23 protein-coding genes are annotated in these 22,096 nt (G+C 54.5%); 14 read left to right on the top strand and 9 right to left on the bottom strand.

All coding sequences use genetic code 11. The features are described 5' to 3' along the window. The first annotated feature begins 175 nt into the window (after nt 1–175). The 8 genes from DSCA_RS30840 (at nt 176) to DSCA_RS30880 (ending at nt 9,604) form a co-directional block, all read left to right on the top strand. Nucleotides 176–553: a hypothetical protein gene (locus tag DSCA_RS30840; RefSeq protein ID WP_155320071.1), complete on the top strand. Its 378-nt coding sequence runs from the start codon at nt 176–178 to the stop codon at nt 551–553. Nucleotides 554–659: 106 nt separating this feature from the next. Next, nucleotides 660–1,373, top strand: coding sequence for a PAS domain-containing protein (locus DSCA_RS30845; protein WP_167528081.1), 714 nt, complete (start codon nt 660–662; stop codon nt 1,371–1,373). Nucleotides 1,374–1,690: 317 nt separating this feature from the next. Further along, nucleotides 1,691–2,386, top strand: coding sequence for an FISUMP domain-containing protein (locus tag DSCA_RS30850; RefSeq protein ID WP_167528033.1), 696 nt, complete (start codon nt 1,691–1,693; stop codon nt 2,384–2,386). A 512-nt stretch (nt 2,387–2,898) separates the two neighbouring features. Continuing rightward, nucleotides 2,899–5,949: a right-handed parallel beta-helix repeat-containing protein gene (locus DSCA_RS30855; RefSeq protein ID WP_155320074.1), complete on the top strand. Its 3,051-nt coding sequence runs from the start codon at nt 2,899–2,901 to the stop codon at nt 5,947–5,949. A gap of 465 nt (nt 5,950–6,414) precedes the next feature. Next, nucleotides 6,415–6,915, top strand: coding sequence for a hypothetical protein (locus tag DSCA_RS30860; protein ID WP_155320075.1), 501 nt, complete (start codon nt 6,415–6,417; stop codon nt 6,913–6,915). Nucleotides 6,916–7,008: 93 nt separating this feature from the next. Beyond that, nucleotides 7,009–7,263: a hypothetical protein gene (locus tag DSCA_RS30865; RefSeq protein ID WP_155320076.1), complete on the top strand. Its 255-nt coding sequence runs from the start codon at nt 7,009–7,011 to the stop codon at nt 7,261–7,263. A gap of 760 nt (nt 7,264–8,023) precedes the next feature. Further along, nucleotides 8,024–9,199, top strand: coding sequence for a hypothetical protein (locus DSCA_RS30875; RefSeq protein WP_155320078.1), 1,176 nt, complete (start codon nt 8,024–8,026; stop codon nt 9,197–9,199). A 165-nt stretch (nt 9,200–9,364) separates the two neighbouring features. Beyond that, entirely contained in the window at nt 9,365–9,604 is a 240-nt protein-coding gene (locus DSCA_RS30880; RefSeq protein ID WP_155320079.1) for a YHS domain-containing protein, read from the top strand. Nucleotides 9,605–9,776: 172 nt separating this feature from the next. Here DSCA_RS30880 and DSCA_RS30885 read toward each other — a convergent pair whose 3' ends face one another. Both DSCA_RS30885 and DSCA_RS30890 read right to left on the bottom strand, forming a co-directional pair. Next, nucleotides 9,777–10,466 (bottom strand): SOS response-associated peptidase, encoded by a 690-nt coding sequence (locus DSCA_RS30885; RefSeq protein ID WP_155320080.1) that lies wholly within the window; start codon nt 10,464–10,466, stop codon nt 9,777–9,779. A 361-nt stretch (nt 10,467–10,827) separates the two neighbouring features. After that, on the bottom strand, nt 10,828–11,169 hold the full coding sequence (locus tag DSCA_RS30890) for a hypothetical protein (RefSeq protein ID WP_155320081.1): 342 nt from the start codon (nt 11,167–11,169) through the stop codon (nt 10,828–10,830). A gap of 88 nt (nt 11,170–11,257) precedes the next feature. Here DSCA_RS30890 and DSCA_RS30895 point away from each other — a divergent pair, with 88 nt between their 5' ends. After that, nucleotides 11,258–11,905, top strand: a complete 648-nt coding sequence (locus tag DSCA_RS30895) for a hypothetical protein (protein WP_155320082.1) — start codon at nt 11,258–11,260, stop codon at nt 11,903–11,905. A gap of 181 nt (nt 11,906–12,086) precedes the next feature. Here the strand turns inward: DSCA_RS30895 and DSCA_RS30900 are convergent, their stop codons facing one another. Beyond that, the gene (locus DSCA_RS30900; protein ID WP_155320083.1) at nt 12,087–12,623 is read right to left on the bottom strand and encodes a class I SAM-dependent methyltransferase; all 537 of its coding nucleotides are present in this window, start codon (nt 12,621–12,623) and stop codon (nt 12,087–12,089) included. 224 nt (nt 12,624–12,847) lie between these two features. Between DSCA_RS30900 and DSCA_RS30905 the strand changes: the two genes are divergently transcribed. Next, nucleotides 12,848–13,066 (top strand): hypothetical protein, encoded by a 219-nt coding sequence (locus DSCA_RS30905; RefSeq protein ID WP_155320084.1) that lies wholly within the window; start codon nt 12,848–12,850, stop codon nt 13,064–13,066. Nucleotides 13,067–13,306: 240 nt separating this feature from the next. On the opposite strand, the gene DSCA_RS30910 is transcribed toward DSCA_RS30905, so the two are convergent. Further along, nucleotides 13,307–13,504, bottom strand: a complete 198-nt coding sequence (locus DSCA_RS30910) for a helix-turn-helix domain-containing protein (protein WP_155320085.1) — start codon at nt 13,502–13,504, stop codon at nt 13,307–13,309. Continuing rightward, on the bottom strand, nt 13,476–13,670 hold the full coding sequence (locus DSCA_RS30915; RefSeq protein ID WP_155320086.1) for a hypothetical protein: 195 nt from the start codon (nt 13,668–13,670) through the stop codon (nt 13,476–13,478). Before DSCA_RS30915 ends, DSCA_RS30910 begins: the two co-directional genes overlap by 29 nt. 211 nt (nt 13,671–13,881) lie before the next feature. Between DSCA_RS30915 and DSCA_RS30920 the strand changes: the two genes are divergently transcribed. From DSCA_RS30920 to DSCA_RS30935, 4 genes are all read left to right on the top strand, one after another. Then, the gene (locus DSCA_RS30920) at nt 13,882–14,208 is read left to right on the top strand and encodes a hypothetical protein (protein ID WP_155320087.1); all 327 of its coding nucleotides are present in this window, start codon (nt 13,882–13,884) and stop codon (nt 14,206–14,208) included. A 280-nt stretch (nt 14,209–14,488) separates the two neighbouring features. Beyond that, on the top strand, nt 14,489–15,871 hold the full coding sequence (locus DSCA_RS30925) for a substrate-binding periplasmic protein (protein ID WP_167528034.1): 1,383 nt from the start codon (nt 14,489–14,491) through the stop codon (nt 15,869–15,871). Between the two features lie 27 nt (nt 15,872–15,898). Beyond that, nucleotides 15,899–18,208: a hybrid sensor histidine kinase/response regulator gene (locus tag DSCA_RS30930; protein ID WP_155320089.1), complete on the top strand. Its 2,310-nt coding sequence runs from the start codon at nt 15,899–15,901 to the stop codon at nt 18,206–18,208. A gap of 122 nt (nt 18,209–18,330) precedes the next feature. After that, the gene (locus DSCA_RS30935) at nt 18,331–19,350 is read left to right on the top strand and encodes a guanosine monophosphate reductase (RefSeq protein WP_155320090.1); all 1,020 of its coding nucleotides are present in this window, start codon (nt 18,331–18,333) and stop codon (nt 19,348–19,350) included. A 173-nt stretch (nt 19,351–19,523) separates the two neighbouring features. Here the strand turns inward: DSCA_RS30935 and DSCA_RS30940 are convergent, their stop codons facing one another. From DSCA_RS30940 to DSCA_RS30955, 4 genes are all read right to left on the bottom strand, one after another. Next, nucleotides 19,524–19,937: an RlpA-like double-psi beta-barrel domain-containing protein gene (locus tag DSCA_RS30940; protein ID WP_155320091.1), complete on the bottom strand. Its 414-nt coding sequence runs from the start codon at nt 19,935–19,937 to the stop codon at nt 19,524–19,526. Nucleotides 19,938–20,623: 686 nt separating this feature from the next. Further along, nucleotides 20,624–20,902: a hypothetical protein gene (locus DSCA_RS30945; protein WP_155320092.1), complete on the bottom strand. Its 279-nt coding sequence runs from the start codon at nt 20,900–20,902 to the stop codon at nt 20,624–20,626. Beyond that, on the bottom strand, nt 20,889–21,278 hold the full coding sequence (locus DSCA_RS30950; protein ID WP_197904698.1) for a type II toxin-antitoxin system RelE/ParE family toxin: 390 nt from the start codon (nt 21,276–21,278) through the stop codon (nt 20,889–20,891). Before DSCA_RS30950 ends, DSCA_RS30945 begins: the two co-directional genes overlap by 14 nt. A 151-nt stretch (nt 21,279–21,429) precedes the next feature. Then, nucleotides 21,430–21,771, bottom strand: a complete 342-nt coding sequence (locus tag DSCA_RS30955; protein ID WP_155320093.1) for a hypothetical protein — start codon at nt 21,769–21,771, stop codon at nt 21,430–21,432. Nucleotides 21,772–22,096 lie beyond the last annotated feature (325 nt).

Genomic DNA, 22,096 nt, shown 5'->3' on the forward strand with positions numbered 1-22,096 from the left:
CACAACCGGGTGCGTTAATTTTCCACAGGAACCCGGCATGCTTGATCCGGTTCCGGGAGCCGGGCCCGCAAGAAGGCCCTGTACACCACAAAGCCGGAACCCCGTTTCCAGGGGCCCGGCTAAGAGGAGCAGGATGAAAAGGAGATGACACCCTGATCATACTAAATGGTTTTTCATGATTACTTCCGGTGTCAATCTGATTTTTATCGCCAAAAGGAAGCCGGGACCTGGACAACGGCCCGGTTCAGGGCGCGAGGGGGAAGGCGTTGCCATTCTCCCGAGGAAAAACCCCACGGGCAATGCCGACCCGGGGGGGAGGCCTGATCCATCCCCGCTGCGCCATCACCCACCGGCCGCCTTCGTCCTGCAGCATGTCCCGGCCCTGGCCGACCTGGTGGGCATCGATTTCGAGCCCGACGAAGGCGAAACATTCGATATCCGTCAGGTTGCCGTCGATAACCTGGATGATCTGGACGCACTTGTCAACCTGAAAAAGCAGGCGGTTCAGCGTGGAAAATCCTATCCCGCGGGTCGACTGGGAAAAGCAGCCTGAACCGAAAAGGAAAAACCATGGCCAAATATCCCTTCTTGGCGTATAAGGCGGGTTTGTGAGCCCTTGCATTATTTTTTGTGGCTCACTATTCTATTCAGGGGCTTTTATGAAAACGAAACAATCGTACTACGAAAAATTTGTGGAAAAGGTTCAAGACCTTCGGCAGGAGCGCCGGAAGCGAAAGGTTGCTGAGAAAGCGTTGCTCAAAAGCCAAAAACGCTATGAGCGGCTTGTCAGCACCATTCCATGTGCGCTGTACGATTATGTTCGCTGGCCGGATGGCCGGACCCGCTTTCTCTACATCAGCTCGCATTGCATGGACATATTCGAACACGATGCCGACAGTATTATAGGAAACCCGGGCCTGTTGTGGGGTATGGTCCATCCGGAAGACGCCCAGCGGCTGAACCGGGAGGATCTGGAAGCCAACCAGGCCAGAACGCGGTTTCACTCTGAGGTCCGGCTTATCTTACCGTCCGGCAAGATAAAATGGATCGAGCTGACATCGATGCCCAGTGGCCAGGAATTCGAATCGCAGACCATTTGGAGCGGCGTCATTCTTGATATCACCGAGCGCAAGGAGGCCGAAGAAGAAAGAAACCAGCTGGTGGTAGAACTTCAAAGCGCTTTGCTCGAAGTCAAAACCTTGAGTGGTTTTTTGCCGATCTGTGCATCCTGTAAAAAAATCAGGGATGACAAAGGCTACTGGAACCAGATTGAGGCATACATTGAAAGTCGTTCCGAGGCAGAATTCAGCCACGGCATCTGCCCCGACTGCGCTCAGCAGCTGTACCCGGAACTGGAGTTAACCGCAAAATAATCTGCCAAAAGACGAAGGCCGCCTGACGGCCCCTCAAAACAAGATCCACCTTACCTGACAATTTCGTGTTGTGTTGTCTTAAAATCAGCCGCTCCGGCAATTATCTTAATTGTCACCCCGCAAATTGGTGTGACGTTTCCTTTTCGTGTATCTGCGCTGGCTTTCCAGTGCTCACCGGGAAGACATTGCTGCGATTAAAAATCCGGTGTCATCAGTATTTAGGTGATGTTGGGGTTTCTGCCAAAAAAAATCCCCGTCTGTCCGGCAATTCGCAGGACCACAATCTATGAAGTGCAACAATATGAATGGAGGTCACTATGAAATTCAAATTTTTCGTCGTTTTTGTATGTCTTGTTTGCTGCCTGTTGCCTGGTATGAGCCTTGCCCAGGATAAGGTCGTGGTGATTCCGCTTGACTCCGGAAATTGTGACTGCAATGAAATCCCAACGGTCACTTCTGCCGGTGGTCGGGTGTGGATGGATCGTAATCTTGGTGCCTACAGGGTGGCCCAGAGCATTGATGATTACCGTGCTTATGGATGGATGTATCAATGGGGTCGGCTGGCTGATGGCCATGAACTTCGATCCAGTCCAACAACCACAACCATCAGTATCGGTGATGTTCCCGGCCATGGCGATTTTATCACGAATTCTTCGTCACCCTTTGATTGGCGGGATGGGCAAAACGATAACCTGTGGCAGGGAGTGTCCGGTACCAACAATCCGTGTCCCGCCGGTTTCAGATTACCCACGGAAACGGAGTGGGAGGCTGAAATCGCTTCATGGAGCAGCAACAACGCTGCCGGAGCTTTTGCCTCTCCCTTGAAGCTCGTAGCTGCTGGTTTCCGCAGTAACAGTGACGGCGCATTCTCCGGCGTTGGTATTAACGGCTACTACTGGAGCAGCACGGTTATCAGTCGCAATGCTTGCTATATGCATACCAACTTAAGCGATGCTTACACATACAACAGCAACCGATCGCGCGGCTACAACGTCCGTTGTATCAAGGATTAAGTCTGGTTGGCTTATTTTAGGACTTTCCCGACGCCTTCCAAAAGGCGCGATGGCAGTAGACGCAGCCGTTAAATGAATGAAGCCGGCGGAAAGCATCTTGAATCAGCCACAGGTTTTGATCAATGCTGACATCAACTTGGATCACAGCACCCACTGACCTCCACAAGAATTGTAACGCCAACAAAGAGCTTAACGGCTCAGCATCCCAAATTGATATCGTCCTTTTTAAGGTTTGCTGGGCCGACTCAAGGGAACGCTCATATCGACTAAAAGGTCATTCTCAACAATACCCGACAGAAATAGTGGCATTATTGTCCAAGACATTCTTCCGATAATATCAATTCCCCTGCCAATTTCACTCTGATCAATATTGACATCACACTTGACTGCAGATACATTCTCATTCATTTGCTGAATATATATTCAGAAAAGGTGCATAATGCCTCCTGCGACTTGGGTTGAGTCTACTCTGAGAACTGATTCGACAATTCAATGACATCTGAAGGGGAAAAATGAGAAAACAAAACGAGGACACATTCAGTTGGACCGGTATTTTTAATTTCAAACCGTCAAGGGCATTCATCGCCGTACTTGGAATCCTAACGCTCTTGTTGGTCCTGGACGCACCCGCAAGTGCCGCCACCTTGTATGTTGGCGCCGGCCTCAGCAGTTCCGGAGACGGCACGTCCTGGGCAACAGCCTATGCAAGTTTAGAGGACGCACTGGACGATGCAGAAGACGGTGACGACATCTGGGTCCAGGAGGGAATATATCCACTCGAAACCTATTTAAGTATTTATGGCATAAACAACGTCTCGATCTACGGCGGCTTCATTGGCACGGAAACCGCTCTGTCCCAGCGCGATTTTGCTGCCCATGCAACCATATTGGACGGCAGTCCCCTCATGTATGCATCGGACCTGGTCACCATCGAGTCCTTTAATACCAGTGGTATTGTCATAGACGGGCTCACCATCGCCAATTATTCCAGTACCGGTTCTGCCATGCGGATACCCGGCGGCAATCCCGTCCTTAGAAATTGCAAATTCTTAAACAACACCACCTCCTCCGGCGAGGGAACCGGCAGCACCAGCGGGTACTATGGCGGGGCCGCCATGAACGTCAGTGGCGGCACGCCGGTGATTGTCAATTGCGTCTTCGCCCACAACACGGCCCCTCACGGATACGGCGGCGCTGTGAATATGCACATAGCATCGGCGGCGGCCGACTTCATCAACTGCACCTTCACCCGCAATTCGGCCATCGGGGGCGGGGCAATGAGTATCTACAGCTCCAGTAGCACCAACCATGAGATATACAACTGCCTTTTCTGGGGCAACACGGTGACAACGTCTCAACCGGATATAATCGCCAACTGCGGATATACCGCCAGTTATAACTTTTATGCCACCTCCGGCGACCCGTTGCTGGTCGACCCGGACAACGGCAATTATCACCTCAGCCCGGGATCGCCGTGCATCGATCAAGGCACTGGCTCGGTGACATTGGCAAACGTTGATATGGACGGCGACAGCCGGGTCATTGACGGGGACGGAAACGGCAGCCTCGTGGTAGACATCGGAGCGGATGAATTCGATCCGACCCAGCAATATTTTGCCGATCTGTATGTGGACGTTACGAAAAGCGATGACAGCGGCGACGGAACCAGTTGGGCCACGGCCAAGGCTACCATTCAGGGTGCCATCGACGCCGCTGCGGCAGGCAACGAGATCTGGGTGCGCACCGGCACCTATGCTCCGGTTTCAATTGATGTGGCGGTATCCCTTTATGGCGGATTTGTGGGCACGGAAATCCAGCGGACCGGCCGCAATCCAGCGACCTGCTTAACCATCATCGACGGCCAGGACAGCGGACGGTGTGTTCATGTGACAGCTGCCGCTGTTATCGACGGATTTACCATCACCAACGGCAACAGCTCCAATGGCGGCGGCATGCTGATCAGCAACAGCGGGGCCACCATCGCCAACTGCAAAATCTCCGGCAATGTCTCACCGGATTATGCCGGCGGCGTCTCTTTCAGCAGCGCCGCAACCATGGAAAACTGTGAAATCACCAATAACCAGGCCAACACCGGCGGCGGCATCTACAACGGTTATGTGAGCAGCACCATCAACTCATGTTTGATCGAAGGGAATCGTTCCAATTCCGGTTCCGGAGGCGGTATTTTCAATGACGGTGGGTTTGCCCCCCGGATTACCAACTGCACCATAAGGGACAACTACGCCTCCACAAATGGCGGCGGAATTTTCAATGACGAAAAGAACGATGCCGTTATCTCCGGCTGTACCATCGTTTTAAATACAGCCACCGGGAGGGGCGGCGGGCTCTACAGCGGTCAGGGAGACAGCAGCAACACGAACTATGCCGAACCCGAAATCACCAATAATGTGATTGCAAACAACTGGGCCTCATGGGGCGGCGGGCTGTATTGTGCGGCCTACAGCAGGCCCGAAATTATCAACTGTACCATTGCCGGCAATACGGCCGCCACGGAAGGTGCCGGGGTGTATGTGGTCGACGCATCCAGTTCGACTCGGATAATGGATTCCATTTTGTATGGCAATGTGCTGGATGCCGGCGGCCATTCCGATATTCATTTTACAGGGGCGAACGAGGCCAGCCTTATTCTGCTGTACAACAATTTCAGTGTGCTGGATGACAGCTGGCACAACTCCGGCGCCCCCCTGAGAACCGGCAACATCTCGGTGAATGCGGGTTTTTCCGACTACGACGGCCCGGATAACGATCCTACTGCCGGCGGTGACAGTGATTATCATCTTATCGACTCAGCAGGGGTTGTGGACAAGGGGGTTCGCTCCTATACGGTTGCCTCCCAAGGGGTTACGCTGGTCGCACCGGACCATGATCTCGAGAACAATACACGGCCACAGGGAGGCGGCGTTGACCTTGGGGCTTACGAGTCAAGCCTCACGGCCCCGATTACCCAATATGACCTGACCGCAAGCGTTCCCGATGGAAACGGAACGGTGTCTCCCACCTTCGGCACCTACGATGAGGGAATAACCGTGACCCTCACCGCCACACCATTTACTGGTTACCAGGTGGCGGCCTGGAGCGGCACCAGTGACGACAGTTCCACCGCATCTACCAATACCGTCATCATGAACAGCGACAAAATTGTCACTGTCACCTTCCACAGCATCCCCTGCCCAGACCCCAACGATACCGATTCGGATGACGACGGTATTCCTGATGATGTCGAGGATGCCAACCAAAATGGCATCGTGGATGCTGACGAAACAAATCCGTGTCTGGCCGACACCGACAACGATGGCATTCAAGACGGCACCGAATCCGGCCTGACGGTTGCCGATGCGGATACAGACCCGGCAGTTTTTGTGCCCGATGCGGACCCGGCCACCACCACGAACCCACTTCTGGCGGATACCGACGGGGACGGGATTTCAGATGGCGATGAAGACCTGAACCATAACGGCCGGGTGGATGAAAATGAAGGGGACCCGAACGTAAAGGAAGCCAAGGCCATGCCCTGGTTACCGTTACTGCTTCTCAATGATTAACGGCTTATTATCCGAAAGAGAACAACGGCAGAGTCCCACAATGGTTCTGCCTTTGTTCTTCAGTTTTGACATTCTGATTACCCAGATGGTCCCGTCAACCCGTGATGTTGTGCTATCTACTGTGTTGACAGACGGCGATGCCCTTTCTATCGAAATATCCTGGCCGACGAATTGATCCGGTTTAACAGCCATTACGCTCGTAAAAATTGCCCCCACACGCTACGGAAGGTAGCCGTCTGGGATAAAGAACAGGACCCTAATACGTTATATCCGGCTGACTGTTCCTCCCTTTATTCGTGTAGTCGCGGAATATTGAGTTTCACCCCAATACTGACACGCCATCTCCATTGCTGCATGCGCTGAGGCGATGCCGCTGCCTGACAATTTCCGTTGCACTTGGATGTTCATTCCAGGTCATGCGTATTCATGAATGGTCCTTACCATCGAACGGAAAGGGGGAGAGAGATGAAAACAAATGGGGGCGTCTGGTTTATCAGTCTTTTTGCTCTTTTCTGTGTCCTGATTCAATCAGGCACAGGTCACGCATATGAGATAAGCTGGAGTGTTATCCAGCATCGCGTGTATGAGTCTCAAGCTCCTGTAAATCGTCTCGTTTTTGAAATTTTAGACTCCGGGAATTATGTTGACGATATAAATGCGGTTTCAGGTGTGGTCCTCAAATATCCCAACGGGAGCGAGGTCGACCTTTCCAATTTCAAGTTCACCCCCATTTTAGACTATTACAGCGCCAAATTTGACCGTAACGCTGACCGGTACCAGTTTGAATGGATTTTTTATCCTGTGAGAGAACTTAGCGAATTTAAGGCCGATATCGAGAGCCCCTTGGTTACCGGCACCTATACGCTTGACGTTTCAATGGCAAACGGGGAAGTGCTCACGACGCCGGTCGATTTTGAGATTCTTCTCGACCTGCCTGTCATCTCTTCACGTACATTCCGGATATAAACCGATTCAAGCGGAAATTTATATTGGACATGGGATACGCCCATTGAACTGCTGACCCTGGCAAAAACATACGACCTGCAGATCAGGGCCGACGTGGATGCATACGCCAACGGGGTTTTGATAGCGGAATACTGGCCCAAACTTCCTGTCGGGCTGGGTTACAGCTTCGTCCCTGTCAGCATCTATCAAAATCTGGCGGGCCAGGCAGATGAAATACGTTTCATATTCCAGGTGAGAACAAGCAACAGCAATTCACGTGCTTACTCGAAGCGAATCATCATCGACCATCCATCTTCCACGGTATCCATTACCCCCAAGAAAAAAGTGGTGGTGGTGCCTCTTGATTAGTGCAAGATCCGGATGGGGCAATAGCGGTGCTGACTCCGGCAGGGGAGGTGTTCCCTGCCGGAAAGGTTTCAGGGGGGGAGGCGGATTTCAAGGCCCTTGCCGACCCCGTGAAACATGCTACAGGCCTAATATTGTCAATGTTTGCGGGCAGGTATCAGTTGCCGGAAGGGGGCGCTTTTAACAGGCGCACTGCCATCCACACCCCTGCTTGTTGCCGCAGCGCCTGAACGGATAAAGGTGGACATGGAACTGCCTGTTTATGAAAAACGGGAACCATCGCCTACGCCGGTCATCATTCCTGAACCCTGCAGATCTCAGTGGCGTCCGGATGGATCCCGGGGGCCGAATCGTCACAATCGCCCCGTTCTCTGGAAAAACCATCTCTGCCCCTGTCGATTGATTTCTTGATGAACGCAGGATAAAAAATTTCCCAGGGGAAATCCTCAACTTCATCCTCGTCTGCGAACGTGCTGCCGGCAAAAAACAAACAAAAGAGCAAGAAAACGAATGTCCAGATCAACCCGGACCTGACCCGTCCAGGTATCATGGCGGAACCTCTCCTGTCTGTTGTTTAACCGCATTAAGCGGCCCTCCTTCCGCCGGAAACTGAGGAATGTCGAAGATCTGTTTCCCAAAGGAGAAAAGTCTGATTGATTATTGATAAATTTATATCTTGTCAATATAATCAATGTTTGAATTTGCATCGAAAAAGGGAAAACTTTAACAAACAAATGCTGGTTTCTGTTCCTGGAGATGAATCGTGAAGGAGGTTGATCAGATGGTGCTCATAAAATTAGCTGTGCTGACGGTCCTGACTTGCCTGTCATTTTCCGGCCCTGTGGATGCCAAGATGGTTGTGTCCGGGGATTACCTGTTGAGCGTTTTTGACGATGAGATAGAAGGCGCCAGCGCTGACCACCCGGAGGCCGGACTGGTCCGGATCTCGTTGGATGGCAGCGGCGGCGGTACGTTTCAGGATTTGATCCTATCGGATGACGGGTCCCTGGAATCCGGACCTCTCAATTATACACTGCATCCAACCGGTGCGGTGAAATTGCTGCCCGGCGAAGGGTTCATTCCGGGCATCGCCAGTCAAAACGCTCAATTGCTGACATTTGCCGAAACAGGAGAAAACGCTCCTGGTTTTATTTTCGGGATCAAGAAGCCGGATGCGGCGCTAACCATGGCGACGAAATCCTATATTGCGGTCCAGTTTTCTGACGATATCGATAATCCGGGGCCGGGCCAGACCGCCGACGAACCTTCCGTCATATTGATGGAATTGACGTTAGGCGCCGACGGCATCGGATCTTTCCAGGATTTGTACAGCTCTGACGGGGAAATCGAAAACGGTGCATTCACCTACAGCATCGACTCCACCCCGGCTGATGGAAATCTAACCGTGACCATCGACCTGCCGCCAACGGAGTCCTCCATCGACCATACGGGTATCATCAGTCAGGACGGCAGTGTGTTCACTTTCCCTTTGATCCTTGCCGAAGAACGCGGGATCCTTGTCGGTATTGAAAAATCCGACGGTGACATGGATGCCTCCACGGCCAGGGGACGGTATCTGATGAGCCAATTTGCCGATGAGATTGACAACCCGGGGCTGAGCCAGAATGCTGACAGCCCTGCGTCCGGCATCATTGAGATGGTCCTGGACGGAAAGGGAAACGGAACGTTCAGGGAATTATACACGTCCAGGCCGGAGGGCCTGACAGGAGACGGCAGTTTCACTTACACGCTTTCCGTAAATGGCGAACTGACGGTGAATACACCGGGTGGTGAGGCCCTCCATGGTATCCTGAGCAAGGATGGCGATATATTCATTCTGGCGGAAACCAGCAGAGATTACCCGGCAATCAATGTAGGGATTAAAAAAACACCGTCGGGCTCCCAAAGTGCCCTTTTTCTGCTTCTGGATGAAGATTGATCCTTGATGTAAGGGGACAACCCCTGTGCAGCGTCCAATTGGCGGCGATTGAGAGCGACTTCCGATCCGTGGGTGCCAAATAAAAATAAGGTCTTATATTCATGTTGTATGCTGTGCCCCCATTGCCGGACAACCCGCAACCATAACCTGTAAGGAGGCTGGCCCATGACCGAAAACAAGACCGTCCCGGAGACCGTCGTGGATCCCGTATGCGGAAAGACCATCGATCCGCGCAAGGTGCAATTTACCGCCAAAGATGACAAGGGGACCCATTACTTCTGCTCGGACAAGTGCCTGCGTCGATTTGACACTGCGGACGCTAAAACGAAAAAGGGGTTCTGGGAGAGATATACGGATCGCCTGAAAAAAACCCACTGCACACAGACACCCCCCGAATGCCGGTGACCGACCGGTGCCTATGGGACGCTTACTTTGCCAAGATCGCCCCGGATGATGTGCGGCGGTCGTTTTAACCGGTTTTGGGTCGGAGGCTGGGGGGGCGTTGCAACGGGATCTGCTGCGCATGCCGTCGCTGTGCCGCGGCACTTTCCGTGCAAGCGGAAGGCGGCGGCCCCGCCTATCCTTCGGCATGCGCCTCCAGAGGGCGTATGTTGCCCGGCCTGTTGACCTTTACCGAGTTGACCTGTTTGGATACGGGGTAACTTCTCAGCGTCGTGTAAACGTTGTCGTGGATAAGCGCCAGCAGTGACTTGACATCCTGGTTGCCGCGGCTGAGCCAAGGCCCAAAGGCCTCCGGTTTCAAAATCACAGGCATCCGGTTGTGAATGGCCACGACCGACGCACTGGATTCTCTGGTGAGGATCGTGCACGAGCGATATGGGGCCGGCGCCTTTCCCCTGGCATCCCAGGTTTCCCACAGGCCTGCAAAAGCCAGGGGGCGGCGGTCCGGCAAGGTGATGAACATGGGCTGCTTCCGGCCTTTTTCTCCCTTCCATTCGAAATATCCATCGGCGAGGATCAAGCACCTTCGCCATTTGAAGGCCGTTTTGAAGCTGGGCCTGGTATCCACCGTTTCAGACCGGGCGTTGATCATCCTGCTGCCGATGGCGGTATCCTTTGCCCAGAAAGGAACCAGTCCCCAGTGAAGTTTCTCTAAATGATTTTTTCGGTCATGCCGGGTAATGGCCAGAATTTCCTGAGTCGGGGAGACGTTGTAGCTGGGCCCGACCTGGGCGCTGGCCACATCGATGGGAAAGCTTTTTTTCAACGCTTCGAGCCGTCTGAACCTTACAAACCTGCCGCACATGTCAGCCCCCGTTCACCTTCTTCCCGGTATTTTCCAGAACACCTGAATGCCACAGCCCGCCTGGCCGGCAGGAAAACGCCCCACCCGTAGCCGGATGACGGCCTTTGCGGCCCTTTTTGCCCGTCGCACTGAACCTTGCCAAAACCGGGCACCCGGGCATCATGGCCGGGTTGCAGCGAGGTCCTGATCCGCCCGAGACGGGTTTCGGTGTTCTCAATGGATTCATTTCCGGGCAAGCCGGCGCCGGCATGGACTGGCGCGGCGTTACCGTGTCCGGTCAGCGCCATGCGCGGGAATACCTGACCCCGATATGGAAAATGGCCGCAGAACGCAATCAGGCTGGCAGAGATCACTATTCCTGTCAAGGGGGTGCTTCCCGGTGTATCCTGGTCGGGTGCCCCCCTGGAGCGGGGATGGCTTTGCACGCTGCGGGCAGGACCGTTCCCTCAGCAGTGGATTGGCCGATCAGGTTCCCATGCCTTAAGTCAGCATCGCCGTTGAACCGTGCCGGCTGAAACCGACCAAAAATGGCATCGCCATTTTTAATAATGAACATGAAGCGCTCTCCTGGCTCGGATTCACCGGACGGAAAAGAGACGTCCTCCGGAAATTCATTGACCGGCATCGCGCCTGACAGTGCTTCTTCCGGCCGATGCCTGCGGGTCATCTGACATTTACTTTCAGGTTGTTTTTTTTCAGTCAATCGGGATACAATTATCACCGTTCGCAGCTTTGGATCCGGTCTGCCCATCTTTGCGCCATCCTGGAGCGATTGCAGCCACACGCTGAAAATGCCTCGGCGGTTGATCGTCCAACCCGTGCTCATCCGTGATTGTCCCTTCAAGGGATATCTTTCCCCGATTTTTAACCAATATGGTGGCGGCCATTATGTTGCTGACCACCTGAGCGGCGGGATTCCCGCCTGGTATGATCTGCTGGATCCGGATCACGATTATGTGGGCATCACGAATGACAGCGATTACCTGAACGATGGATTCTCACAAAATGGCGGGCTGTACGTCTCCACCCATGATGCGAAAACCATAGTTGCCGGTGGCCAGCGCATCAGCCTTGACCACGACACCTGCCCCTATCTCGTCATCCCCGGATATACCTGGTATAACGAACTGGTAATGCTCGACCACGTGTCGAAGACACTGAAAATCGAGCATTTTTATGAACCCGGCAGAAACCACCTCGTCGAATTGCTGTCATGCAGCGGGATCGCCGAAAGCCGCCGCAACCTGAAGTGGGCTGTCACTTACAACCGCGATGACGGGAACATGGTGGACGGCGACAATATTCAGGTCAAATTGGGGCTGGACGATTTTCTGGACACATGGCCGGACGAGGGCGTACAAACCATTCAACTGAATCTTAAAACCGGACGGCACGGCACGGCCCTGCCGGGCCTGATTATTAACCTGCTGCTCGACTGATGGGCCGACGCCGCAGATAGCGGTTCCAAAAGACTCAAACCCGGATGTCGCGGCTGAAAAGGATTACAGGCGGCGGGATGCAGGCCGCCGTTCTCTCACCCTCTCAGGCTGTCTTCGTTTGTTCGAATCTCCGGTGGGAGAGGACCATTGGCTCTCCGGGTCCGTGCGGGCAAAAACCGTCTCACTCGGTTTTAATGGCAACCAGCGAGGCGGTTTGATCAAATCTGGCACCATGGCTTGCCTTTTTCTCTTCGTAATATACGATGCGAAGTGATTGAAACACCCTGAGCAATTCCTTCGGTTTCAGGCAATACGCATCCTTGTGCCCATCCAGAAAGGATTCAAAAATCAGTACCCCGCCGGGTTTAAGCCCTTCGCGGATCATCGGAAACAGGCGCCTGTCCAGAAAGCGGACATTGACAATGAGGTCATAGCGGTTGGGGATAATCTGCCAGGAGTCGATATCCAGGCAAGCGACATGGATATTCGGATTTTCGCCCGCCAATCGATTCGTGGCCACCGTTGATATGTCGACGGCATCCACAACGAACCCTTTTTTTGCCAGAAAAATGCTGTTTCTTCCGTTTCCGCAGGCAATATCCAGCGCCTTCCCGCAGGATGCCAGGCCCCAGAATTTCATCAGGATCGATGACGGGGTAAGGCCCCCCCGCTGTTTCAGGTACCTTGAGTTCCATTTTTCGCGGTCTTTATCGGTCATGATCCCATATCCTGCCGAATCTTTATGCCCATACCGGCTGGGTCCGCAATCCCGTTGGATGACGATGGGAATCCTGTCAAAAAGAAAATGATAGAATCGGGGCCCTGTTTTTTCCCGGTAGCCAAAACAGAAAACGTGCGCATTGTATAATCATGGCCCCGGACCCCGTCGGTCCGCAGATTGAACCAGGGACCCGCTCATTTGAACTTGAAGGGAGGCAGGCAATGGAAACGTGTCGACTGGACGATTTTATAAAGATGCTCGATCCCTGGCTCGACAGTGATTATATCCGCGGCGTGTACCTTGAAAACCCGGACAACCTGGTATTATTCTTCACCGATGGCGGGCAGAAGGCCTACCGCATCGATGACTGCACCCAGGCCCAACTCGACGGTATCCTGGAAGATTTCCGAAAAAGAGGCATTGCCATCAACGAACCATAAGTGCGCTGTTTTCAAATACGATGCCGAACCCATTGTCCACTACCGTCGATTGATACCCTGTCGTGGCAGGGAAACCGGGTTTGTTCATCATCGATGGGCCTTGCACCAGATAAAGGAACGGCATTCCGGTAATTGCCGCTGCGCCTGGAAATGATCCGCACAGGAGGCCTCACGGCAAGAGAATGCCGGGTTGTGCCTTGCCGTGGGCGGCACGATTCCTGATTGCCGCCCAAAGCCGGTTTACGGCCGTTTGCCACTGCTGTGAAAGGCTTCCAGACTGCTCCTGTCGATCAATACTTTGCCGTGCTCACGCACCGCGCGTATTTCATCGAATTCGATCAGTTGATAAATCACTTTCTTGCCCACGCCGATAAATCGGGCCGCATCCGCCACTGTCATTACCGGTACTTCAATATATCTGTTGCTGTTGATCGTCATTGGTGAATCCTTTTATCATGATCCTCAAGCGGCAGCGGATGACGTCGGTTTCTCCGGGCGGCATTCCCATGGCCGCATGGGGCACTTTTTGAAAGATGACGTCGCCGCGGCTGCGCACGAACTGATTTTCAATATCGGCATTACCGTCCGGCAGTGCGACGTTCATCGGCCGGTTGCGTTTTTTCCGGTACTGTACAGGAAAAATACAACGAAAATGAGAATAATCATCATTTCATTGACCGCAAGCAAAGGGCCGCGATGCCTCAACGATATGCGGGAAATCCGGGACAGGACCATTTGTGCAGGGATTGGTTGTAAATGGCCAAGCGTATTCTTATGTTGAAATTTTAACGCGTACCTGATGCGGGAGGGAAACGATGGAAGAGACATGGACATACAAGAATTTTGAGATCAAAGAGGGGCTCAAACCGGGAAGCAACATGTTTCGTTATTTTTTCCGGGTGTTCGAGGATGGCCGGAAAAAATGCAATTGTTGCGTCTGGATTGTTGACGACGCGCTGGACCGGTTTGACCCGGCCGGTAATTTCAACGCCATCGCCGCGTCACAAAAAGCGTCCTGGCATGGGTGGATCAGGGAAAAAATCGACGCCGGCGATTTTCGTGATCGGGCGCTGAAATATGAAAAAACAGGGGAAACGGAAATCGATTTGTCGGAAATGAAAACCCATGTGAAGGTGGAATGATCGGGGCTTTGGACGGTCATGTTCAGCCTTGACCGTTTTCAGGGGAGGCCTCGCCATTCGGGGGTTTACGAAGGAATGCCCGGATCCGGGATGAACATGGAAAAAGGACCTCGGGTATCCGGTTGGCGACGCGAAAGGGCTTAAAACCGGAACCGGATTGACCGGATGATACCCCCCGCCCGTAAAAACTCCTTGATTGGATCGACGGATGAAATGGACTTCCGTATTCTTATCGCTGGTATTGCTCCTCGGTTCAACAAGCGTTTCCGCAGCCGCTGATATGACGCTTCTTACCGAGGACCTGCCCCCGTTCAATTATCTGGAAGGCGGATCGCTGACCGGCGCCACCACACAGGTGGTCCGGGAAATCGCCCGACGCTTGCGTATTCCGGACCGCATTGAGGTCCTTCCATGGGCCAGGGCGTACCAGCGGCTGCGCATCGAATCCGATGTGGTCCTTTTTACCACTGCCCGTACCCGGGAACGGGATCCGCTGTTTCATTGGGTCGGACCGCTGTACACCGTCAAACTGGCGTTTTATGCCAGAAAAAAGGATGCCCTGCGCATCGATTCCATTGATGCCGCCAGGCAGGTGGGTGCCATTGGCACCTACCGGGACGATTTCAAGGAACAAACTTTAAAATCATTGGGATTTACGAATCTTGACAGTTCCAACAGTCCGCAGAGCAATATCCTTAAACTGATATCCGGCCGGGTGGACCTCTGTTTTTTTGACAACATCGGCGCCGAGCATCTGTCCCGTTCGGTTGGCATCGATCCCGGGGAAATCGAGGCCGTCTTTACCTACGAGGCGCATTTTTCCTATATCGCCATTTCCAAACAGACATCCATGGCCACGGTCAGGCAGTGGCAGGCGACCCTGGATGAAATGAAATCGGACGGCACTTTCTGGTGGCTGACGCGAAAATGGCTGCCTCCTGACGCCATCATGGTCTCCGAACGGCAGACCGGCCCTGCCGGTGGGTCCTATCCCCTGAAGCTCTACTCGGAAGATTCCCCTCCGTCCGCCTATTTAGAAAAGGGGCGGATCAAGGGGCTGTCCACCGAGATCGTCCGGGAAATCCTTCTCCGGATCGGCCAGCCGGATACGATATCGCTGGTGCCATGGGCCAGGGGATACAACCTGGCCCTGTCGGATGCGGACACCGCGCTTTTTTCCACGACGCGGCTTCCCCAGCGTGAAGACCGGTTCGCCTGGGTGGGGCCGCTCTACCGTCAGCGCTGGGGCTTTTACCGATGGAAAGGAAGCGGCGTCCAGGTTGCCGACATGGATGCGGCCAAACGGGTGGCGCGCATCGGCACCTATAATCAGGACGCCAAAATGCAATATCTGGAAACCCTGGGGTTTAAAAACCTGGTGCCCACCAATAAAAATGTCACCAACGTGATGCACCTCAAACGGGGGAATGTCGATTTGTGGGTCAGCTCGGATTTCAACATGCCGCATCTGGCCAGACAGGCCGGCGTGCCGCCGGACCAACTGGAACTGGCGCATGCCATCCGTACCGTGGGCAACTATATTGCCTTTTCTAAAAAGACCTCTCCCCATGTCATCCGGCTGTGGCAGACGGTGCTGGACGAAATGAAGTCAGACGGCAGCTACCGGCAGATCTGCCGTAAATACGCCTATGAACCGCATTAGCAGAGCACTCACAAGGAATCGTTGCGCTTGAACCCTGAAAAAGACACGGCCCGAAAGCCAAGGCCACGGAGCCCGCACCTCAGGGGGATCGACGCGTTGCGGCGCCGATCCATCTCCATGGAACTCTCCATCAGTCTGGTGCTGCTGGTGTTCATCGTGGAAGGGGTCCTGCTTCTTTTGATATACCATCGCCAGGCAGCCGATCTTTTCCACCAGCTGCAGGCAAAAGCGGACGAGTATGCCATCAACCTGTCCGAGACGCTGGCCGTGCCGATCTGGGACTTTGACGACGAGCAGATCCGGCGCATCGGCGAGGGCTTTGCCCGTAATGATCGGGTCACGGCCATTCTAATCCGCGGTGTTGACGGGACCGTTCATTTTGAATTCAGGCGGGACAACCCGGACGATCCGATCGTTCGCGAGGTATCGATTGTTCATACCGGGAAACCGATCGGCCAGGTTCGGTTCTCATTATCGCCGGACGCCTATCGCAAGGATCTGGCATGGCTTCGCAATACCGCCATCATGGTGCTGGCGGTATCCCTGGTGGTCATTGTCATCGCCACGGGAATCGTATTGCGGGTGCTCATGCGCAAACCCCTGGCCATACTCCGCCAGGGGATGGACCGGGTGGCCCGGGGAGACGGTGACTACCGGTTCGATGAGGTCCATCATGAGGAGTTGGCCGATATTGCCCGACGGTTCCGCAAAATGGCGGATGAAGTCCGCCATCGTGAGCGATCGCTGCAGAAAGAAGTGGTCGAACGCAAGCGGGCAGAGGATAAAATCAGGGAAAGTGACGCCAGGACACGGGCCATTTTGAATGCCATCCCGGATGGGTTGTTCCAGTTTGACCGTGATGGTCGGTTTCTTGATATGAGGGGCGATCCGAAAAACCTTCCGGAATCGCCGGATCGGTGCATCGGGCGGGAAATCGGTTATGTGATGCCGGCAGACATCGCCCGATTATTCCGCATGCAGCTTGCCCGGGCATTCGAGACCGGGGAGGTGAGGGTATTCGAGTACGAACTTGCGTCCGGCGGCCGTGTCAGAAATTACGAGTGCCGGCTGGTGGCGGTTTCCGAGGACCTGGCCCTGGGAATGAGTCGGAATATCACCGATCAGGTGACGGCAGCGGCGGAAAAGAAACGCCTGCTCGAGCAGCTCCAGCGCGCCCAGAAAATGGAGGCCATCGGCATGCTGGCCGGCGGTGTGGCCCACGACCTGAACAACGTCCTGTCCGGCCTGGTCAGCTACCCCGAGTTGATTCTCATGGACCTGCCGGCACAAAGTCCCTTGCATAAACCCATCCGCACCATCCAGAAATCCGGTGAGCGGGCCGCCCATATCGTTCAGGATTTGTTGACCCTGGCGCGACGGGGCGTGTCGGTGTCCGAGGTGGTCAACCTGAACCAGGTGATCCGTGAATACCTCAAAAGCCCTGAATATGAGCTGTTGCGGGCCCACCATACGGACGTTCAATTGGATCTTGACCTGTCTGATGACCTCTTCGATATTACCGGATCGCCGGTTCATCTCAATAAAACCGTGATGAACCTGATTTCCAATGCTGCGGAGGCAATCCTGAAGGAAGGGCGTATCCGCATAGAAACGGAAAATCGATATGTCGACGCCCTCACAAAGGGGTATGACGATATCCAGGAGGGGGATTACGTGGTCCTGCGGGTTACGGACAACGGCATCGGTATCTCCGAAGCGGACATTGAACGGATTTTCGAGCCGTTCTACACCAAAAAAGTGATGGGTCGAAGCGGCACCGGTCTGGGAATGGCAGTGGTATGGGGAACCGTCAAGGACCACCGGGGGACCATTGACGTCCAGAGTCATCAGGCACAAGGCACCACGGTGACCCTTCATTTTCCTTCAAACAAAGAGCATCGGATGAAGGCGGGGGAGCCCGGAACCCTTGAGGATCTGAAAGGCGCCGGTGAGCGCATCCTGGTTGTTGATGATGTCGAGGAACAGCGGGAAATTGCCACGGGAATGCTCACCCGGCTCGGCTATCAAGTGGAAAGCGTGTCCAGCGGCGAAGCTGCCGCTGATTACTTGAAGACGCACCGTGTGGACATGGTGGTCCTGGACATGATCATGGACGCCGGCATCGACGGACTTGAAACCTATCGGCGCATCGTCCGCATCCACCCCGGTCAGCGGGCCGTGATTACCAGTGGATTTTCCGAATCGGATCGGGTTCACGAGACGCGCAAGCTGGGCGCCGGCGCCTACGTGAAGAAGCCGTATCGGTTCGAAACCATTGCAAAGGCGGTAAAGACCGAGTTGCAAAGAGGTTTGGACGGGGGCCGTAATCGAACCTGACGCCCGTTGGCCGTTACGATTTTCTGCAAAGCGCCTGCACGTTTGGGCCCAGCATCATCAGGGGCGGGGGCTGATGCTATTTCTGCTGGCCGATGTGCCAGCCCACGACTGAGGAGGATACCATGACCGATGCGATCACCTACGATGACGTGCTTCTCGTTCCGTCATACAACCACTGGGAATCGCGAAAAATTGTTGACACCGCCATGACGGACAAGACCGGCAAGCTGAATCTGCAGATTCCCGTGATGACCGCCAATATGGATACCATCACCGAATCCGCCATGGCCGATTTCATCGGCGCCAAGGGAGGGGTCGGTGTGATCCACCGGTTTATGCCCATTCAGGACAATGTTGATATTTTCAAGGCCTGCGCCCACAAGGCCTTTGTCTCCATCGGCTGCTCAGCCGATGATATGGCCCGGGCAGAAGCCCTTCGGGATGCCGGCGCGGATCTTTTCTGCATCGATGTCGCCCATGCCCATGCCCGCTATGTCGGTAAAACTTTGAAAGCCATCAGGGATATGCTGGGCAAGGAGGCCTGCATCATGGCCGGTAATGTGGCCACCTATGCAGGCGCCGACTATCTGGCGTCCCTCAGCGCCGACATCATCAAGGTCGGCATCGGGGGCGGTTCGGTATGTACGACACGCATCAAGACCGGTTTCGGGGTGCCCAACCTCACAGCGATCCGAAACTCCGCCCGGGTCGATCGTTCCATTGTGGCAGACGGGGGCATCCGAGCACCCGGAGATATTGTCAAGGCGCTGGCCTTCGGAGCCGATTTCGTAATGATTGGCAGTATGCTGGCCGGATCGCGGCCGACCCCGGGGCCGGTCATAAGAAGAAAGAAGGGGGACGGTGAGGACGTGCTTGTAAAATCCTATCGCGGAATGGCCAGCAGCGAGGTTCAGGACAAGTATCACGGCGGCATGGCCGAGTGGAAGACGGCAGAGGGCGTTTCGGTCGATGTGCCCTATTGTGAGAGCGAAGAGGCGATCGTTGCGGATATCATCGGGGGCCTCCGCTCGGGCCTGACCTATGGCGGGGCCGCCACGATCAGGGAACTGCAGCGCAAGCTGGATTTTATACGGATCACACCGGCAGGCCGCAGTGAAAGCCTGGCCCACCGGACGCTGTGAGTCTCCACCGTTACCAGACCGGCAACCCTTTCCCATCAGAAGCGCCTGGCCCGGTTGCGCGCATGCATTGCCGGGTAGAGAAGGGAGCAGAGGCCTGAGAAGTATGGTCCGGTTCAGTCCGTCAGCCTTCTGCAGCATGTCTCGTCCGCCTGCAGAACCGGCTGGCCGCATCCCTATCGCCGGGTATCGATGACTTCCACCATCAGGCGCTGCCGGCCGAAATGCCGCGCTTTCTGATACTCGTGTTTGTGCATGGCAATATCTACCCGCTCCCGATATCGCCTGTGCGTCCGATCCGTTACCAGGCAAACGCCTACCGTTTCAACATGCAGCCGCGTGCCCAACGGTACGAAATTCGCCGCGCATCTTTTTTTGCCCATTGACAGCGCTTTGCAGATGTCTTCGCCATTTGCCGAGATGCAGGGGGTATCGTCCGTCTGTCTGGGATCTCCGACGTTATATGCGGTGACCACCCGGATGGTCGCAGGTGGTTTCGGATCCTTTTGCCAGCTGTCGGCTGGTCCCATCGGATTGACCATGTCGGCTGCCGCATCGACCACCAGAACATGAAATACGACTATTGCCAATAAGTACTTGAAAGATCCGGTTTGTTTTTTGAAATGGCTCCTCCTTTTCTCCTTTATCCGGAGAAAATAAGTTGAATGGGGAGGATTGTCAAACCGGTGCGGGCCAGATATCGGCATTGGCGTTGGTCGTGATCAGTCGACAGCAGCTTCTGTGCCGCTTTCTGGGTCGCCGCCTATCCCGGCCGCATCCTGCGGGCGGCCGGCATCTTTCACCGGCATGAAATCGGTCATGAGGAATCCACAGAAATGGGATGCACGAAGCGTCCCGTCGGTGCCTGCGCGCTGGCCGATCAACCTGCGATCGAAAATTGGCGGCAAGAGGTGAAGCCATTTTTTTAACTGGCCAATAGCGTTCCGGGATGCTGCACCAGGTCGTTCATGCCTTCCCGGATCCGCCGCAACGGGTCAGGGCAGGGGGGGGCGCCGACCACCAGTCTTTTTGGATGTGGCGCTCAAACCAGATTTCCTGAGGGGGTGCAAAAAGAAAGGCACGCAGAAAAAGAACGATGCCGCCAATCAGGACGTTTTTCACACAGGGGGGCAGACACCATCACCCGGATCATTTGGGGCAGCCAAGGGGATTATCTCCGGTAGGGGGCTTTGACCGGTGATTCTCAGTTAGCATGGCGCGGGGCAGCAAAACCCCAATGCGTGTGCCGTAAAATTCCGGGGGCGATTGCTGAAGCTTATCCCAGTCTCGGGCAGTCATCCGGCTGCCTAATCCCCAGTCGCCGGCAGAGGCGAACCGCCAGGCGGGGATCACAATGGTCTGCATCACGCAACGCTTCAAGTTCCGGCAACTCAGCGTCCACCTCCCTGGCCAGACGGGCCAGAGGAATTTTTTCACGGTCCGCTTTTTCGAAAATTCCCATCGTGTTCGCACATACGTGGCATTCGGCGTCATACACGGTCCGAAAGCCGGTATCGTTCATTTTATTCTTGAAGTAATCTCTAAAGGACTCCATTTACCAGGTCCTCCAGCGCTTCCGGCGTCACGTTATACAGAAAGTGGCTGCGGTAGCGCTTGACGCGGTCGATGAATTTTTCGGGAACTTTTCGGGTATTTTTTACAAAGGCCACATAAAATACGATGAATTTGCGAAAACAGAAGAAGTAGAGCATCCGAACCTGATCACCGGACAGTTTGATCCGCAACTCATGAATGCCATCCCGCAACAAATCTGCGTAGGGACGCGGCAATGTGGGCCCCATCTCCTCCAGCAGGGACAAAAACCGGATGATTTTCACCTGGTGTTTTTGATCGCATCCATCTATAAATTCAGTAACCGGACACGGATCCATCTGTTCATCGCAGTAAACGATATGCCATCGGTTTTTCAAAATCGGACCCTCCGCATGTTTTCCGTACCCGAGGAACCGGGACGCTGCTGGAGGGTCTACATACTAAAATCGGCCAGCTTTCTCAAGTGCATCAACGGGCGGGAACCTGCCGGACCGGTGCTGCAGGATCGACGCCGCCGCATGGGCATGATCAGGTAAAGTTGCAGATCATGCTGTCGTTCGGCACAAAGCTTTTGAATGACTGCCCGGCCTCCCTGGCCAGGTGCCCGGGCACGGCAATACCGGAACCGTATTCGGCGTAGTTGACAAAGGTGCGGCCGTCGATGCGGACCTTCATGCCGCTCTGTGGCGATTTCAACGGTACAATGGCATACGTGTTCCGGTATTTTTCCTCCAGGTCATCGTAGCCCAGTTTCTGCGCCTGTTTCCCGACACTGACCTCGATGTAGTGCCTGGATCCTTTTTTGACTTTGAACCGGAATTCTTTCTCAATCATATCCAGAATGGTGTTCAGGTGACGATTCATTTTCATACCTCGCTTGCTATCACAGCCGGTCAACCCGCTGATGCGCTGATTTAAATATTGTGTGAACGGTTCCTTGTTTTATGTGCTACAGAAATATCTGCATGGCAGGCGCCCTCGGCAATACGAGCCGATTGGCAATTTGTTGGGGGTAAAATCCTATCATTTAGCATGACCGTTTTAAGGACCCGGAGACGGGCTGAATACAGAATGAAGGGAAACACACGAATGTCCTGTCGCCGGAATGGGGCATCTGCTCACGCTGGCCTGGCACCCGGGTCCGGTTTGGATGGGAAGCCGGGGAAGCGGCAGCGCTTGAAAAAACCTGGCGGCC

It is taken from the genome of Desulfosarcina alkanivorans, assembly GCF_009688945.1.
In the GTDB taxonomy this organism is placed as follows: Bacteria; Desulfobacterota; Desulfobacteria; order Desulfobacterales; family Desulfosarcinaceae; genus Desulfosarcina; species Desulfosarcina alkanivorans.

Excerpts from the sequence above, each read along its gene's own strand:
- DSCA_RS30935 (WP_155320090.1), top strand. The coding sequence starts at position 18,331 with ATGACCGATGCGATCACCTACGATGACGTGCTTCTCGTTCCGTCATAC.
- DSCA_RS30860 (WP_155320075.1), top strand. The coding sequence starts at position 6,415 with ATGAAAACAAATGGGGGCGTCTGGTTTATCAGTCTTTTTGCTCTTTTC.
- DSCA_RS30910 (WP_155320085.1), bottom strand. The coding sequence starts at position 13,504 with ATGACGATCAACAGCAACAGATATATTGAAGTACCGGTAATGACAGTG.
- DSCA_RS30880 (WP_155320079.1), top strand. The coding sequence starts at position 9,365 with ATGACCGAAAACAAGACCGTCCCGGAGACCGTCGTGGATCCCGTATGC.
- DSCA_RS30905 (WP_155320084.1), top strand. The coding sequence starts at position 12,848 with ATGGAAACGTGTCGACTGGACGATTTTATAAAGATGCTCGATCCCTGG.
- DSCA_RS30885 (WP_155320080.1), bottom strand. The coding sequence starts at position 10,466 with ATGTGCGGCAGGTTTGTAAGGTTCAGACGGCTCGAAGCGTTGAAAAAA.
- DSCA_RS30840 (WP_155320071.1), top strand. The coding sequence starts at position 176 with ATGATTACTTCCGGTGTCAATCTGATTTTTATCGCCAAAAGGAAGCCG.
- DSCA_RS30925 (WP_167528034.1), top strand. The coding sequence starts at position 14,489 with ATGACGCTTCTTACCGAGGACCTGCCCCCGTTCAATTATCTGGAAGGC.
- DSCA_RS30955 (WP_155320093.1), bottom strand. The coding sequence starts at position 21,771 with ATGAAAATGAATCGTCACCTGAACACCATTCTGGATATGATTGAGAAA.
- DSCA_RS30850 (WP_167528033.1), top strand. The coding sequence starts at position 1,691 with ATGAAATTCAAATTTTTCGTCGTTTTTGTATGTCTTGTTTGCTGCCTG.
- DSCA_RS30900 (WP_155320083.1), bottom strand. The coding sequence starts at position 12,623 with ATGACCGATAAAGACCGCGAAAAATGGAACTCAAGGTACCTGAAACAG.
- DSCA_RS30945 (WP_155320092.1), bottom strand. The coding sequence starts at position 20,902 with ATGGAGTCCTTTAGAGATTACTTCAAGAATAAAATGAACGATACCGGC.
- DSCA_RS30895 (WP_155320082.1), top strand. The coding sequence starts at position 11,258 with ATGCCTCGGCGGTTGATCGTCCAACCCGTGCTCATCCGTGATTGTCCC.
- DSCA_RS30855 (WP_155320074.1), top strand. The coding sequence starts at position 2,899 with ATGAGAAAACAAAACGAGGACACATTCAGTTGGACCGGTATTTTTAAT.
- DSCA_RS30845 (WP_167528081.1), top strand. The coding sequence starts at position 660 with ATGAAAACGAAACAATCGTACTACGAAAAATTTGTGGAAAAGGTTCAA.
- DSCA_RS30920 (WP_155320087.1), top strand. The coding sequence starts at position 13,882 with ATGGAAGAGACATGGACATACAAGAATTTTGAGATCAAAGAGGGGCTC.
- DSCA_RS30915 (WP_155320086.1), bottom strand. The coding sequence starts at position 13,670 with ATGAACGTCGCACTGCCGGACGGTAATGCCGATATTGAAAATCAGTTC.